Source organism: Anaerococcus urinomassiliensis (assembly GCF_900128425.1).
Classification (GTDB): domain Bacteria; phylum Bacillota; class Clostridia; order Tissierellales; family Peptoniphilaceae; genus Anaerococcus; species Anaerococcus urinomassiliensis.
The window spans coordinates 1669168-1684349 of sequence record NZ_LT635782.1 but is presented as its reverse complement, the minus strand read 5'-3'; the positions used below and the strand labels follow the sequence as shown (position 1 = coordinate 1684349).

General features: G+C 32.7%; 13 protein-coding genes and 1 pseudogene. 10 read left to right on the top strand and 4 right to left on the bottom strand.

Going from position 1 to position 15182, the window contains the following annotated elements:
* The first annotated feature begins 162 nt into the window (after positions 1-162).
* Genes xylB through fsa form a run of 3 tightly spaced genes read left to right on the top strand, consistent with a single transcriptional unit; the run spans position 163 to position 3351 of the window.
* Positions 163-1656 carry a xylulokinase gene (gene xylB, locus BQ7474_RS08925; RefSeq protein WP_073998501.1) on the top strand — a complete coding sequence of 498 codons (1494 nt, stop codon included), beginning with the start codon at positions 163-165 and terminating at the stop codon, positions 1654-1656.
* Between the two features lies 1 nt (position 1657).
* Positions 1658-2701 (top strand): aldose epimerase family protein, encoded by a 1044-nt coding sequence (locus BQ7474_RS08920; protein WP_049944419.1) that lies wholly within the window; start codon positions 1658-1660, stop codon positions 2699-2701.
* Positions 2698-3351, top strand: coding sequence for a fructose-6-phosphate aldolase (fsa, locus tag BQ7474_RS08915; RefSeq protein ID WP_073998500.1), 654 nt, complete (start codon positions 2698-2700; stop codon positions 3349-3351). Before BQ7474_RS08920 ends, fsa begins: the two co-directional genes overlap by 4 nt.
* 31 nt (positions 3352-3382) lie before the next feature.
* Here fsa and BQ7474_RS08910 read toward each other — a convergent pair whose 3' ends face one another.
* Positions 3383-4030 (bottom strand): YczE/YyaS/YitT family protein, encoded by a 648-nt coding sequence (locus BQ7474_RS08910; protein WP_073998499.1) that lies wholly within the window; start codon positions 4028-4030, stop codon positions 3383-3385.
* Between the two features lie 126 nt (positions 4031-4156).
* On the opposite strand from BQ7474_RS08910, the gene tkt reads away from it, so the two are divergent.
* From tkt to tnpA, 5 genes are all read left to right on the top strand, one after another.
* Entirely contained in the window at positions 4157-6148 is a 1992-nt protein-coding gene (tkt, locus tag BQ7474_RS08905; RefSeq protein WP_073998498.1) for a transketolase, read from the top strand.
* Positions 6149-6264: 116 nt separating this feature from the next.
* On the top strand, positions 6265-6825 hold the full coding sequence (locus BQ7474_RS08900; RefSeq protein WP_073998497.1) for a chromate transporter: 561 nt from the start codon (positions 6265-6267) through the stop codon (positions 6823-6825).
* Positions 6815-7372 carry a chromate transporter gene (locus BQ7474_RS08895; protein ID WP_073998496.1) on the top strand — a complete coding sequence of 186 codons (558 nt, stop codon included), beginning with the start codon at positions 6815-6817 and terminating at the stop codon, positions 7370-7372. The genes BQ7474_RS08900 and BQ7474_RS08895 overlap by 11 nt, the downstream gene beginning before the upstream one ends.
* An 11-nt stretch (positions 7373-7383) precedes the next feature.
* Positions 7384-8301 carry a DMT family transporter gene (locus BQ7474_RS08890; protein WP_073998834.1) on the top strand — a complete coding sequence of 306 codons (918 nt, stop codon included), beginning with the start codon at positions 7384-7386 and terminating at the stop codon, positions 8299-8301.
* Positions 8302-8506: 205 nt separating this feature from the next.
* Complete coding sequence (tnpA, locus tag BQ7474_RS08885) at positions 8507-8977, top strand: IS200/IS605 family transposase (RefSeq protein ID WP_143180002.1); 471 nt, start codon at positions 8507-8509, stop codon at positions 8975-8977.
* Positions 8978-9228: 251 nt separating this feature from the next.
* Here the strand turns inward: tnpA and BQ7474_RS10790 are convergent, their stop codons facing one another.
* On the bottom strand, positions 9229-9933 hold the full coding sequence (locus BQ7474_RS10790) for a transposase (protein WP_218188986.1): 705 nt from the start codon (positions 9931-9933) through the stop codon (positions 9229-9231).
* A complete protein-coding gene (locus tag BQ7474_RS10785; RefSeq protein ID WP_073998493.1) occupies positions 9869-10417 on the bottom strand; it encodes a transposase in 549 nt (182 codons plus the stop codon). Before BQ7474_RS10785 ends, BQ7474_RS10790 begins: the two co-directional genes overlap by 65 nt.
* 735 nt (positions 10418-11152) lie before the next feature.
* Here BQ7474_RS10785 and BQ7474_RS08865 point away from each other — a divergent pair.
* Positions 11153-11500, top strand: coding sequence for a DUF3784 domain-containing protein (locus BQ7474_RS08865; protein ID WP_073998492.1), 348 nt, complete (start codon positions 11153-11155; stop codon positions 11498-11500).
* Positions 11501-11766: 266 nt separating this feature from the next.
* On the opposite strand, the pseudogene BQ7474_RS11140 reads toward BQ7474_RS08865, so the two are convergent.
* Positions 11767-12955 (bottom strand): annotated as a pseudogene (locus BQ7474_RS11140) (IS256 family transposase).
* Between the two features lie 315 nt (positions 12956-13270).
* Between BQ7474_RS11140 and BQ7474_RS08855 the strand changes: the two are divergent.
* Positions 13271-15178, top strand: a complete 1908-nt coding sequence (locus BQ7474_RS08855; RefSeq protein WP_073998491.1) for a BglG family transcription antiterminator — start codon at positions 13271-13273, stop codon at positions 15176-15178.
* Positions 15179-15182 lie beyond the last annotated feature (4 nt).

Here is a 15182-nt window from a genome sequence, read left to right as displayed (position 1 = left end):
TAAATTAAAGGGATGTTGCATAGTGAATATTGTTTTTAGTATAAGAGCTTTCTAACCTTATATCTATGTATTGATAGATTAATAGGTTTTTAAAGATTAAGCTTATATTAACTATAAAGGATTCATATTTTGCAACAGCCCTTTTTTCTAGAAAGGATTCTTATGAAATATATATTAGGAGTAGATTTGGGGACTAGTTCTCTTAAAGGATCTGTCTATACTGTAGATGGTAGTCTGGTAGAAACAAGTTCATCTGCCTATGACTTAATAATTCCACAGAAGGGCTTCAGTGAACAAAATCCTCACGATTGGATAGATGCTTTTATAAATGTAATATATGACCTTGAAAAAAAGATAGAAGATTTTGATAAAGACTTAGAAGCTTTAAGTTTTTCTGGGCAAATGCATAGTTTGGTATTGTTGGATCAAAATAATCAAGTTCTAAGAAATGCTATTTTATGGAATGATGTTAGGACAACTAGGCAATGTAAGAAAATAATGGAAAATTATGGAAATGACCTAGTTAATATTAGCAAAAACATAGCCTTAGAAGGTTTCACCCTCCCTAAAATCTTGTGGGTTAAAGAAAATGAAGCAGATATTTGGGATAAAGTAAAACATATGCTTTTGCCAAAGGATTATCTAAGATATTGGCTAACTGGCAAATATAATATGGACTATTCTGATGCGGCAGGTACTTTATTATTAGATATATATATAAAAGAGTGGTCAGATGAAATAGCAAATCAATTTGAAATAGATAAAAATATACTCCCGCCTTTGGTGGAATCTATAGGATATGTAGGAGATATTTTGCCAGATATACAGGCAAAACTAGGTCTTAAAAATAAAGTGAAAGTTTATGCTGGAGCAGCTGACAATGCAGCTAGTGCAGTAGGGTCAGGTATCACAACAAATGATAAAGGAATGATAAGTATAGGAACATCAGGAGTTGTATTGGCCAACAAGGTAAATTTAACAGGCAATGAAGATGGGAAATTACATACCTTCAACCATGCCATCCCTGGCTCATATTATTCTATGGGAGTTACCCTTGCTGCCGGTAAAAGTCTTGATTGGTTAAAATCGACTTTTGGATCGAATATGACATTTGATGAATTTCTAGAGGGGATTGAAAATGTTAGTCCTGGTTCAGAAGGTTTGATGTTTACCCCATACATCCAAGGTGAAAGAACTCCGTATAATGATAGCAGTATAAGAGCTTCTTTTGTGGGAATAGATATCTCTCATGATTTACCATGCTTTACAAGAGCAGTCCTTGAAGGAATTACATTTTCTCTTAAAGATAGCTTGGAAATAATTGATAAAGAACCTGGTGAAGATGTAAGCCAATTGGTATCAGTAGGTGGAGGCGCCAAAAATAAAATTTGGTTGCAATTGCAAGCTGATATTTTAAATAAGAAAATTATCACTCTAGAGATTGAAAATGGACCATCAACTGGCGCTGCTATGATTGCTGCAGTAGGCTTGGGATATTACGAAAACTTTGGGGAATGTGCCAATAAGTTTGTAAATTACAAAGAAGAATATCAGCCAAATCCTCAGAATGTCCAAGTTTACGAGAAATATTATCAGGTATATAAGACTATTTACCAAAATACAAAAGCTATATCCAAAGAACTTCTAGAGATTTAATATGAAATATACAGAAAAAAATATAGGAACTTTTAATGGAGAGCCTGTAACTGAAATTGAACTTATAAATGACCTTGGAAATTCAATTGTATTTTGGAGCCTTGGGGCTCGTATAAATGAATTTAATATAAGATCTATTGGTAATATTGTTTTATCATATAAAAACATTGACCAACTTATAAATAATAGGTCCTATTACTTTGGAGCAACTATTGGTCGAGTGGCAGGTAGGATTACAAATTCTAAATTTACTTTAAATGATACTGATTATATCCTAGATGCAAACGAAGCTAACAATCACTTGCACGGTGGCAAATCAGGTTATGATTTAAGAAATTGGTCTTATGAAATAAAAGAATGCGATTCGGCAATAAAGGTGATATTCTCTTTGCTCGACAAAGAGAAAGACAATTATTATCCAGGTGATTTAGAAATCAAAGTAATTCATAGCTTTAATAATGATAACGAATGGACTGTTGAGTATAGGGCACATTCTAACAAAGACACCATAGTAAATCCAACTAACCATGTTTATTTTAATCTAAATGGAGAAAAATCATCTGTTGCGAATCACTATCTAACAATACCCTCCACAGAAATATTAGAAACAAATGATGATAGTAGTCCAAATGGAAAAAGACAATCAGCACTAGGGACAGATATATATTTTAACAAAACTGTCAGGATGGAAAAAATATTTGAAAGCAATCACCCTGAAGTATTGAAAAATAAGGGTTTGGATACTATATATGTACTAGATAATACCAATCCTGTTATTTTAGAAAATCCTTCAAAAAACATTAATCTAGAAATTAATACAGATAGGACTTGTTTAATAGTTTATACTCTAAATAAAATAAATGAGGATTCCTCAATGGATCTTTGTAAACACCAAGGAATTGCGCTAGAAACACAATTGTTTCCAGATGCTATAAATCACGAAGATTTTGGGAATATAATACTTAAGAAGGGAAATGAGTTCTATTCAAAAACTGTGTATAAGGTGAAGGCAAAAAGGAATGAAAATACAAAGGAGGCAAAATGAAGTTTTTCTTGGACACTGCAAATGTAGATGAAATCAAAAGAGTTAACGATCTGGGGCTTTGTGATGGGGTTACTACTAATCCTTCTTTGATTAACAAAGAGGGTAGAGATTTTAAGGAAGTTGTTAGCGAGATCTCAAAGATAGTTGATGGACCTGTTTCTGCTGAAGTTACTTGCTATGACTATGAAGGGATGGTTGACCAAGCTCGTGATTTGGCTAAGTGGTCTGAGAATATAGTTGTAAAGATCCCTATGACAGAGGATGGTCTTAAGGCTATACACACCCTATCAATGGAAGGTATTAAGACAAATTGTACATTGATATTTTCCCTTTCCCAAGGAATTATGGCTATGAAAGCAGGGGCAACATATATTTCTCCATTTATGGGAAGAATTGATGATATGGGAGAAAACGGAGCAGAGCTTGTTGCATCTCTTCGTGATGTAATCGATATATATGGTTACGAATCAGAAATAATCGCAGCAAGTATTAGACACATCAACCATCTAGAAGAAGCTGCTCTAGCAGGTGCACACATAGCAACTATTCCAGGTTCATTATTTGAGAAATTGTGGACTCATCCATTGACCACAGCAGGCATAGATGCCTTTGTCAAAGACTGGGAAAAATTTGAAGCTAGAAATAAATAGAAACAAAAGAGGATGAGACTTGCTCTCATCCTTATTCTATATTGGCAGCCTTTACACCAAAGACTTTTAAGATCGATTTGGTTGTAGTTTTTGTGAAGAATTCAACCAAAGGTCCCATGATTAGAACATTTAGTATGGTTCCGATGCCAAGGGCAGCCTTGCCTATGAATCCAACTATGACACTGATTGTATCTGTGAGTATTCTTGCTTTGCCAAGGCTCATATTTGGTTTTCTTTTATTGATGGTAATAAATAGGGAATCATATGCTGATACACCTATATCAGTGCTTGCATAAAGTGAAACGTTCATTGCCATTACCATGGTAGCAAGGATTAGTATTACAACCTTTGATGCGAATGTAGGATTGGTGTATATATTCGCAAAAACATTGGCAGAGTAATCTGCTACAGGTCCTATTAGGATCAAATTGATGAGAGTTCCCCAACCAATCATAGACCTGTTTAAGAAAAATATAAAGATTAGTATTAGTCCATTTATGATTGGATAGATGATTCTAAATGGAGTATGGGTCATATTGCATATACCAAGGATAAATGATGTAAATGGGTCAACCCCAAGGGCAAGGATTCGCATAATCCCAATAGTTACGGCAATCATAAATGTGCCAATAATAGATATTATGATTCTTTTGAGCAAATCTTTTGTTTTAGGCGGCATAACATTCTCCTTTTTTGTCAGATGTTATTAGTATATCACAAAAGCTATCGATTTGCTCTTATCAAAAATAAAATATTTATGGTATGATTATATTAGTTACACTTTTAGTTTTAGTAAGGAGTTTACATGTTTAATAAAAATGATGATAGAGCGGTAAGTGCCATCCGTGCACTTTCCATTGCACAAATTGAAAAAGCAAACAGTGGTCACCCTGGTCTACCTATGGGAGCAGCACCAATGGCCTATGTTTTATGGAATAAATTTTTGAAGGCCAATCCAAAGAATTCTACATGGTTTGATCGCGACAGATTCGTATTATCAGCTGGCCATGGATCTGCTATGCTATATTCTATGCTTCATCTTGCAGGCTATGATGTAAGTATTGATGACCTCAAGGACTTTAGACAGCTTAAGGCAAAGACTGCCGGACATCCTGAACGTGGTCATATTGATGGAGTTGAAGTCACAACAGGCCCTCTTGGTCAAGGTATAGCCCAAGCTGTAGGCCTTGCCATTGCAGAAAAACACCTAGAAGCCTTATACAATAAAGAAGATGCCCAAATCATAGACCACTACACCTACGCACTTTGTGGTGACGGTGACCTAATGGAAGGCATATCCTACGAAGCAATGAGCTTGGCAGGACACTTGAATCTATCAAAATTAATACTTTTATATGATTCAAATGATGTTTGCCTAGACGGGGCAACAAGCACATCTTTCTCTGATGATATGAAAAAACGTGCAGAAGCTTTACATTGGAACTATCTACGTGTAGAAAATGGTAGAGATTTAGAAGAGATTTACAAAGCTATTGATGAGGCAAAAGCTAATCATCATGGACCAACAATTATTGAAATCAAGACAGTCATTGGCTACGGCTCAGCAAACCAAGGAACAAACAAAGTTCACGGTGCACCAATAGGTGAAGAAGACTTCATCAAGGCCAAAGAAATCTACGATTGGGCAGAAGATGACTTTACAGTTCCAGATGACATTTATCAAACTTTTGCAGATGGCATAGGAAAAACTGGCCAAGAAGCAATGCAAAAATGGGATGAATTACTAAAGAAATACCAAGAAAAATATCCAGAAGATTACAAAAATCTAATGGCAGGTATCAATAGAGAATTGCCAGAAAACTTCATAGATGAAGTCAAAAAATATTCCGCTGACGATAAGGCCCTTGCAAGCCGTGCATCAAATGGTGAAATCATCCAAGATTTAGCAAAAATCACACCAAACTTCTGGGGTGGATCAGCTGACCTATTCTCATCAAACAAGACAAATATCAAAGACACAGTAGCATTCACAGACAAAAGTCCAGAAGGACGCAACATTTGGTACGGAGTACGTGAATTTGCTATGGCAGCCATAGGAAATGGTATCATAGCTCACGGTGGAACATGGCATCATGTTTCAACATTTTTCGTATTTACCGACTATTTGAAACCAGCAATTAGACTATCAGCATTATCAAAATTGCCACTAACCTATGTTATGACCCACGACTCTGTAGCAGTAGGAGAAGATGGACCAACCCACCAACCAATCGAACAATTAGCAATGATTAGGTCAATACCAAACACCATCACACTAAGACCAGCAGATGGAAACGAAACAAGACTTGCTTGGAAGATAGCTCTTGAGAGCAAGGATAGACCAGTAGTAATGGCTCTAACCCGCCAAAACCTTACAAATCTAAAAGAAACAGAAAACATAGAAGGTATTGAAAAGGGAGCCTACATCATAAGTGACTCTTCTGAAGCTCCAGATCTAATACTCATAGCAACAGGTTCAGAAGTGGACCTTGCCTTAAAAGTAAAAGAAAAACTTGAAAGCGATGGCAAAAAGATAAGAGTAGTATCAATGCCAAGTATGGAACTATTCAGAGAACAAGATGAAGCTTACAAAGAAGAAGTCCTACCAAAAGAAGCTAAGAAAGTATCCATAGAAATGGCATCAACCTTCGGCTGGGCAGAATGGACAGGCACTGACGGCCTAAACATCGGCATAGATAGCTTTGGTATATCAGGCAAAGGAGAAGAAGTAACAGCTGAATTTGGCTTTACTCCTGAAAAAGTTGCCGAAAAAATTAATCAAAAGTTCTTCAAGTAAAACACCTATAAATCTCACCTCCAAAGGTTAATTTTGGAGGTGTTTTTTATCAAAATATAATTGGGAGAAGTTTTATGGTATCATAATTGTGTAAGACTTAGTAGAAATGAGGCGTTATGAAAGAAAAAAATAAATTATGGGAATTATTTAAATCCACCCTCTATCTTTCAGCTTTCACTTTTGGTGGGGGTTATGTTATTTTGTCTCTTATGAAAGAGACATTTGTAGAAAAATTGGGTTGGATTTCCAAAGATGAGATGCTTGATATGACAGCTATTGCCCAATCTGCGCCTGGCGCTGTTGCTGTAAATGCGGCAGTTGTCGTAGGCTATGAAACTTTGGGTCTTGCTGGTATGTTTGTGGCAATTCTTGGTACTATTATTCCTCCCCTTATAATAATAAGTTTGATTTCACTGGCCTACCAGGCTTTTATTACTAATAAATATATAGCACTTTTCCTTAAGGGTATGCAGGCAGGGGTTGGAGCCTTGATTATCAAGGTTGTAATCGATATGGGTCGTGACCTTCTAAAGGAGAAGTCTCCTCTTGTTATAGGAATTATGCTAATTAGTTTTATCTTGGGATATTTCTTTGATGTAAATGTCATTTATATCATAGGGAGCCTTATAGTAATTGGAGTAATTTATACTCTAGCAAGGAGGAACCATGCTGCTTAAATTATTTATAAGCTTTTTAAAGATTGGTCTCTTCTCTTTTGGCGGTGGATATGCAGCCTTGCCTGTAATCCAAGAAGAAGTGGTTGAGTTAAATAGCTGGCTAAGTCTAGGTGAATTCAACGACTTAATCACAATTAGTCAGATGACTCCAGGACCTATTGCTATAAATTCTGCAACCTTTGTAGGTACTAGGATTGCTGGTTTTCCAGGAGCCTTGGCTGCGACCCTTGGTTGTGTATTGCCGTCTGCTATAATTGTAGGGACAATCTCATATTTTTATAAGAAATATAAAAACATAGATGTGATGTCAAATATTTTATACTTTTTGAGACCTGCCATAGTATCTATGATCCTGATAGCAGGTGTGCAAATACTTAAGACGGCATTTTTTGGAGAAGAGCTTGTAGCATTTGCAAATATGGATTACTTGATGCTAGGGATTTTCATCCTTGCTTTTGCCCTTATGCTAAAGACAAAGATAGATCCTATCAAACTAATGCTAGCTAGTGGAGGACTGTATCTTTTGGTATCGGTATTAATTTTTTAGAAATGGAAGAAATGTTAAAAAATAAGAAAATCGCTATAATAGCAACTCTCATATCCATGCTTTTGTGGGGGTCGGCTATTCCAACTATAAAGACAACCTACCTTGAACTTGGAGTTGGTAGAGCAGATACTGGAGCTCAACTTTTCATTGCAGGAATTAGATTTTTCCTGGCTGGAGTATTAGGCTTTGTTTATTTGAAAGCTTTTAATAAAGAAAAAATAGTAAAAGAGGATATAAGCTATAAGTATATTTTAACTCTTTCCTTAACCCAGACCTTTGTCCAGTACCTCATATATTATATCGCTCTATCAAACACAGCTGGGGTCAAGGCGGCAATCATCCAATCAACCAACGCCTTTATGGTAGTTTTGATTTCTTTGCTGATTTTGCCCACTGAAAAAGTTCACCCCAAAACTATTTTTGCCATAGTCCTTGGTACTTTAGGGATAATTGTTGTAAATGGTGGAATAAGAGACATGGGTACAAATTTCAACCCCATGGGTGAGGGACTAATCCTCTTATCGACGTTTTTCAATGCCCTATCTTCGGTTTATGTAAGGAAAAATGGCAAGAACCAAAATGAGTACTTGGTTACAGCATCCCAATTTATTATAGGGTCCATACCCCTAATCATCATAGGGAAAATCCTCTATCCTCAAGGCTTGGACTTTACCCCCAGAGCAGCTTTCTTATTAGTATACGGAGCCTTTATTTCGGCAACGGCATATGTGATTTGGAATACAGTTCTTAAATATCACTCTGCTAATGAAATGGGTATGTACAAGCTATTTATCCCAATATTTGGATCGGTACTTTCAGTAATAATTCTTGGTGAATCTTTTACAAGAAATTTATTTTTGGGATTGGTCTTAGTAATTTTAGGCTCTTTGGTTTTGAATGTAGATATTAGAAAATATAGGAAGAATTAAAGGTGATGTTGCAGAATAGGTAAATCTATTCTGCTCATCACTTTTTTTACTGTCCACTTAAGTGAGTTGAGCGAACGAAAGAGAGCGAAACAAAAAACCACCTGCTATGCAGGTGGAGGCATTTAGCTTTAGCTTCAAGCACCAAGAAAACCTCCTTAAAGTATAATTGTGATAGTCACATGCACAATTAAATAAGGAGGTAATCGTGGATAAAAATACTTTATCACATACAAGCCGGAGATGCAAATATCATATAGTATTTGCACCAAAATATAGAAGACAAGTAATATATAGGCAATTAAGTAAAGATATAGGAAGCATACTTCGAGAATTATGTCCAAGAAAAGAAAAAAAAGTAATAGAAGCAGAGCTGTGTCCTGATCATGTCCATATGCTGGTAGAAATACCACCCAAATATTCAATATCACAAATTATGGGATATTTAAAAGGAAAAAGTTCACTGATAATATTCGATAGACATGCCAACTTAAAATATAAATATGGAAACAGACACTTTTGGTTTAGAGGATACTATGTTGATACAGTAGGCAGAAATGAAAAGAAAATAAAAGAATATATACAAAATCAATTAAAAGAAGACTATTATACAGACCAAATAAGTATAAAGGAATACTATGACCCGTTTACGGGAAAGTCAGTAAATAAAAACAAATAGAAAACTGCTTAAGCAGTAGTTGGGAAAGTGGTGCATGTGATGGAATATTCGACAGCTCCAATAGGGGCGTTCCGGTATTCGCGCCTTATAGGCGCTGTGCAAACTACCAGCTAAGCTGGTAGTTTTGATTCTTGTATATCTGTATCAAGCCATTAATTTTTATAGAGTTTTTTAAGATATGAGTGAACTTTTCCACATTTTTCTTAAAAATAGGGTCACTTAATAGAGCTTATGAAATTAATGTTTTTTTCTTAAGCAGCTTTGTATTTTATGATTTCTAAGTTTTTGTTTTCTATTTTGGATGCCAGTTTATTTAAGTTGAGCGCTATTGATAAAAGGCATATTTCACTTATTATATTTGCTTTTCCTCTATGATGGAATCTGTTGTAGTTTAGCCCTGATTTTATTTTAGAAAATGCTCCCTCAGCTTGAATAGACCTGTTTAGTCTTTCTTCTATTCCTTGGTCGGATATTATGTTTTCTAATGATTCTTTCCTATATTTTTGGAATGTTTCTGATATGTAGATGCCTTTAGTTTTTTGTCCATCTTTGTTCCAATGGAAACACCTGTAGACTTTTGTGGTTGTTACATATCCATTTTTTCTTTTTCTATATCTGTCATTGCATCTTATGAATTCTTTACCTTCTTCTGATATGTATTTGTCTTGATTTTCATCATAGACTAGGCTTTTCCTGAATTCTTGTTCTTTTTTATATTTTCGTGTTTTGGATTGTTCATAGTTTGATGGCTTTATGTAGGATGTTAAGTTATTTTCTGCAAGATATACATAGTTTTCTTCGCTTTCATATCCTGCATCTGCTACTACTTTGTCTAGTTTGTTTGGGTAACTTTTTAGTAGTTTTGTTAAGAATGGTTTTAGCGTATACATATCAGATGGGTGATGGGATACATTTTCTCCTATGATGAAGCCTGAGGCACTTGCTAGGTCCTCCACGAGCCGGACGGGCTAGTTCATTATATGCTGGCTTTAGTTGACCATTTCTCATGTGGTCTTCTTTCATTCTCATAAAGGTTGCATCATGGTCTGTTTTTGAGTAGGAGTTTCTGTAATCGCCCATTATTTCTAGATGTTTCTGGTAAGTTTCTAGTTTGCTTTTCCAATCTTTTAGCATTTCATACTCACGCTGAAGCTGATGTTTTCTTTTGCCTTGTCCAAATACAAAGTTGATTTTCTTTTCTATGCATTCTTTACTAACTTGATTAAATACTATTTTTACTACTTCTAATACTTGGCTTGCAGTTAGGTCTTTGTTTAAATTGAAGTGTTTTATTATTCTCATCCTTAGTTTTTCTTGCCACTTTTCTATGCTTCCTCTCCATACAAAGCTATATCTATTGGCGTAGGCTTCTATTTTTGTTCCATCTATGTATATACTTGATAGATCTATTTGTTTTTCTTCTATTAGTATTTGCACCATTTGATTTAGTAAATCTGGTGCTAATTCTACTATTTTTTGCCTAAATCTGTTTATTGTACTATGGTCAGGTGCTTGTTGTGAATCTAGTAAATATTTTATTCTTAAATCATATTTACAAGATTTTTCAATTGCTCTTGATGAGAATATTGCTTCTGANGATAGACTTGCTCATAGGGCCCATATTATGGATATGTCTAGAGAAAAATCTTATATGATGGAAGATACAATGGAGTGGTCAAAGAATATATGAAATATATGTAAAAAGTCTTTCCCCTAGGGGAAAGGACAAGTGTGGTCAATATCTTTACTATATGTGGACCACTTTTCGATAATAACTGTGGACCAATTTTCGGTTGACATTTACAATTTTTGGTTATGATTTATGAATTAGCTATTTGTGTAATTGTATTACTGAATAATGATTTGTTACCTTTAAATTATAGATTCTTATTTATTAATCATTATAATCGATTCGGAGAATGGGGGATTAATATGTTTTGTAATTATTAATAATATAAAAATGTTGATTAACGTAGTCTAGTATATGTATTAAATAAATTCAAGGAGAATAATATAAAAAAGTATACAGAACCAAATGTAATTATAGACTCTGGAAATATGCATGAAGAAAGATACTTACTGATTTAAAACCTGAGGAGTATAATGAGTATACAATGATATTTTCTATTTTAAACGGAAATAATATTTTGACTTTTGAAGGGCAGTGATTTACATATGAATTTAGCGGATCCCAAAGATATTACTGTTAAAATAGTTTTATTGATACCGATTATTTTAACATTATTTTCTTCATATATGATAGATAAGACAAATGGAAATATTATAGCAGGATTTAATACTATGGAAGAAGACAAGAAAGAAGAGCTAATAAGAAAAGGATATCTATCTAAAGTCAAAAAAATGACTTTTATAATGAGTATACCTTTAGTTATTGCCTTTTTGTCTAGTTTTTTTGTTAAGAATATTAAGCTTTATAATGATATTCTTATGGGAGCATGGGTGTTGTTTGGAATAATTACGATTTTAGGAATAGTTGTTGTTAATTATTCTGTAAGAAAATAATGCCTAGAAGCTTTGAAACATTTTGTGTATAAAAATCCCTCCTTACTAGGGTGACCAGTAAAGAGGGTACATATCATATATCAGAATTTAGGTTGATACACAAAATTATTTACAGACCATCTCCACTTCTTTTCCATAATAATTTTCATAGTTTTTTCTATACTGAACAAGGTCAGAAAATTGTTCTTTATTCAAAGAATACTCTTGCATAAGGGTGTTCTAGTCAAGTCCATAATATTGTGTAAATTAAACTAGCACAATATTTACTATTTCATTCTAATATACATTTTAGAAGATGTTAGGAGGTCCTCATTGATATCAATGAGGATTGGTCTCCCAAAGCCGACTGGCTAGTTATTAAACGCATAGCTTAATCTTCATTAGGGAATATCCTAACGACTTTTTCTCGTCTTCTAACTTCTTGATTTAATCTTTCTAAGCAATTGGTTGACCTAAGTCTACTATGAATTACATCATTAGCTAAATATGCAAAGGCATCTTCAAATCCTTCATCTAAGGTGTTTAAAGAGTTTTGGAATTTCTTTTCGCTTTCGTATTTTAAGAATATCTCGTCTTTCATTTTTCTTGCTATGTTTATATCCTGGATTTCAAATAGTGCTTTTATATCAGTTCTAAAGTCTTCAGTGTTTTTCTTTGGTGCTTTTGATAGGATATTTCTTAAGAAATGTACCTGACATCTTTGCCATATTACATTTACGAATGTTTCCTTTATTGCTTTTACTAGACCTTTGTGAGCATCTGATATTACCATTTTAAGTCCAGATAGTTCTATGGCTTTTAAATATTAAAAGAAATTTATCCATGAATATTCACTTTCACTATAACTTAGGTCGAAGCCTATGATTTCTATATTTTCTTTTTCATTTATTCCTATTGCATTATGACAATCTTCTGATACTACTCGATTGTTTTCTCTAACTTCTATTTATATTACATCTACAATTATATAGGATATTTTATTGTGCTTAGGTCACTGCTTCTACATAGTTTCACTTCTTAGTCAAGATCTTTAGTTAAATATAATACAAAGCATTTGGAGTATATTTTACCACGCATATTTTCTATTATCTTGTATACTTTTTCTTGTTGATACTACCTGTACATACCTTTCTAGAATTGTTGAGAGTAGAGCTTTTTCATTTCGCTGATATCTTTCAAAAACTTCTGTTGAGCAATTGCCATCTCTTGTTCTAGGCACTCTTAAAGTTAATGTTCTTATTTTTATTGTATAGTAACGTTCATAGTAGCCATAATGATAAGTACTTCTATTAGGATACCTTTGGTAAGCTTCGTTTTTAAGTATCAAACCCTCTCTTTTTTCATAAGTTCATTAAAACCTTTTGTTAATATAGATTTAGCAATTTTATTATCTACAGATGCATTAACTAAATTTTGTATTTCTTCTTGATTAATTGTAAAGGGTAATTGGGTCATTTGATTGCTCCTAGTTGTTTTTGTTGGTTAAAAACATTGCACTAGTTTGGGTTTCAAATGGCCTTTTTTTACACAATTATATGGTCTTTATCAGAAATTATAAATCATAAAATATAAAACTGCTTAATTAAAAAACAAATCAACAAATCACAGAATAGTGCAAATCATTTCACTAGCGTGAAAACATTTCCACTTGTTATAAACTTTATCTTATTATAAACTTATATTGAAAGTAGAGGTGATTATATAAACTCAAGAAGATTTGATATTTTAAAAAACATCGTTATTAATGATGAATTAGAATTATCAGAGATTATGAATAGGTACAAAGTTAGCTATAGAACAGTTATTAATGACATTTCAGCAATAAATCATTTCTTGAGCAGCAATGATTTTGAAACATTATATTTAGACAATAATATACTATACTCTAGAAATCAAGATTTAGACTTGATTTTTATGGATATGAACTACCAGAATTATTCTCTATCAAAAAATGAAAGGTTGATATCTGAAGCGTTTATATTATTCTTTAATAATATAAGGGCAATAAAATTAGAGGATTTAGCAAATATGCTTTATGTTTCAAGGTCTACTGTTCTAAACGATATAAAAGACCTTTCTTTAAAACTAAAAAGTAATGATATTATACTATCCGTTACTCCTGGTCGAGGCGTAGAAATATTAGATCAGAAATTAGAAATTAAATTGTTATTTTTAGATATGATAAATTCATATCCGCACTTGTTGAATATATTTATAAACTCATATCTTCAATATCAGTCAATATTTGGAATAAATTATGACGAAATGCACCAGATTTTGATTAATATAATTGGAGAATTTGAGAACGAAAATAGCATAAATATATTCGAATATTCAAGATTTAAGCTTAAGTGGTATTTATTACTCACCATTTTTATATCTACTAAAGATAATGATTTATATATCAATAATAAATTAATGAATAACTGGGCTCACGATATTGCTTATAAGGTTTTTAATGATTTAGACATAGCTTTAAATAAAGCTGAAATTGATCAACTAAATACATTCTTAGAGTCTTTAGATTTTGTTTTTAATATTTCTGATACTAATAATTTAATTCCTATTCAAATATTAGCAAATGATATTATTGAAGGAGTTTCACTTGAAACGGGTTTACCTTTCACTTCAGACTTCCAGCTTTTTGAAAGTCTTTATCAACACCTTGAAAGAAATGAAAATTATGCATTTCATCACCCTTTCAATGTATTTTATATCAACGAAGACAATGAATATAGCTTTCTACAGCACAGCGATAAAATAATTCGCAATTTAGCCAGTTCTTATTACAATAGACCGATAAGTGATTCTGAGTTAAATTTTATAAACTTATATTTTTATATGTCTTACGAAAGATTAATAAGAGATAAGATTAGAGATATGAATTGTGTTGTAGTATGTAACTACGGTGTTGGAATTAGTGAATTAATTAAAGCTAAACTTATTGGTGCATTTAATTTTAGAACTATCACATCTTGCTCAATATACAATTTACAAAATTACAAAATTGAAACCATTGATATAATTATCTCAACAGAAGAAATCTGGTTAAAGGGGGCAAATATCATAAAAGTTAATCCTAATTTAGAAGATTATTCTATTTACAAAATAAAGAATAAATTACAAAAATCCGCCCATTCTTCTCTAATTAGTAAAGGTAATAGAAATTTTAAAAATAATTATTTAGAGATAAATAATAATAAACTTTATCCTAATCTTAAGTTTCTACCAAGTATAGATTATTATTTGAACGAAAATTTTATAAATATAGTTTCAAATTTCGATAACTTAGAAGATATAATAAATTTATCATCTAAACAACTCATAGAAGCTGGATATATTACGGAAACTTACAAAGAAAAAGTAATTTCTAATATTAAACTAGAAAGCAAAAATATTATTATTGGAGAAAATTTAATCTTACCACATGCTGGTGCAAATGATGGGGTAATAAGAACTGCTTTTTCTCTTGCAATCATTACAGATTCTAATTGCTATTATCAAGGTGAACAAATCTATTTTGTATGTATGCTGGCGGCAAATACTAAAGATGAACACAGCAGGGCACTATTCGAATTATCATATATGTTTTCAGACAGAATTTTTAGAAATAAATTGTTTAAAGTTAGAAGTGAGAAAGAAGCTGCTAGTCTTATAAAATTATATTATAAAAAATGAAAGG

Excerpts from the sequence above, each read along its gene's own strand:
- BQ7474_RS08895 (WP_073998496.1), top strand. The coding sequence starts at position 6,815 with ATGCTGCTTAAATTATTTATAAGCTTTTTAAAGATTGGTCTCTTCTCT.
- BQ7474_RS08920 (WP_049944419.1), top strand. The coding sequence starts at position 1,658 with ATGAAATATACAGAAAAAAATATAGGAACTTTTAATGGAGAGCCTGTA.
- BQ7474_RS10785 (WP_073998493.1), bottom strand. The coding sequence starts at position 10,417 with ATGGTGCAAATACTAATAGAAGAAAAACAAATAGATCTATCAAGTATA.
- tkt (WP_073998498.1), top strand. The coding sequence starts at position 4,157 with ATGTTTAATAAAAATGATGATAGAGCGGTAAGTGCCATCCGTGCACTT.
- BQ7474_RS08900 (WP_073998497.1), top strand. The coding sequence starts at position 6,265 with ATGAAAGAAAAAAATAAATTATGGGAATTATTTAAATCCACCCTCTAT.
- BQ7474_RS08865 (WP_073998492.1), top strand. The coding sequence starts at position 11,153 with ATGAATTTAGCGGATCCCAAAGATATTACTGTTAAAATAGTTTTATTG.
- fsa (WP_073998500.1), top strand. The coding sequence starts at position 2,698 with ATGAAGTTTTTCTTGGACACTGCAAATGTAGATGAAATCAAAAGAGTT.
- BQ7474_RS08855 (WP_073998491.1), top strand. The coding sequence starts at position 13,271 with ATGAATAGGTACAAAGTTAGCTATAGAACAGTTATTAATGACATTTCA.
- xylB (WP_073998501.1), top strand. The coding sequence starts at position 163 with ATGAAATATATATTAGGAGTAGATTTGGGGACTAGTTCTCTTAAAGGA.
- BQ7474_RS08890 (WP_073998834.1), top strand. The coding sequence starts at position 7,384 with ATGTTAAAAAATAAGAAAATCGCTATAATAGCAACTCTCATATCCATG.
- BQ7474_RS08910 (WP_073998499.1), bottom strand. The coding sequence starts at position 4,030 with ATGCCGCCTAAAACAAAAGATTTGCTCAAAAGAATCATAATATCTATT.